Here is a 391-nt window from a genome sequence, read left to right as displayed (position 1 = left end):
CCGTAAAAATTCTTCGCATTTTTCCTCATCGGGCGCAAAAAAACGTCATATACCGCCGGAACGTTAGGCAACAGTTGCGCAATTTTGTAATGTAGTATAAAATGTAAGTGTAAACATTAACACTGAAAAGGAGTTTTATATGAAGAATTTATTTAGATTGTTAGGAATTATCGTATTAGGCACAATAGTTGGATTTTCAATGATTACTTGTGCAACTGTAGAAACAAAGGCGGAAAAGGGGGTGTATGATGTCAATGAACCAACATTAATGTTACAATTAAACCTGCCGCCTTCTAATGTGAGATTTACTGACGATGGAAAGAATATTTTTACCACTTATTACGAAGCAGGATATGCCATATTTGATGCGGTAATCGGCAAGAACAAAAAT

At 35.3% G+C, this 391-nt stretch carries 1 protein-coding gene; it reads left to right on the top strand.

Annotated features, from left to right (window positions below):
• Positions 1-139 precede the first annotated feature (139 nt).
• Positions 140-391: hypothetical protein (locus tag ACYVRH_RS14965; protein WP_461257647.1), on the top strand; the 252-nt coding region annotated here is incomplete at its 3' end.

The sequence above is a fragment of the Treponema sp. R80B11-R83G3 genome, from assembly GCF_054786115.1.
Note: the sequence above shows the minus strand (reverse complement) of the source record. Positions and strands in the feature narration are given on the sequence as shown.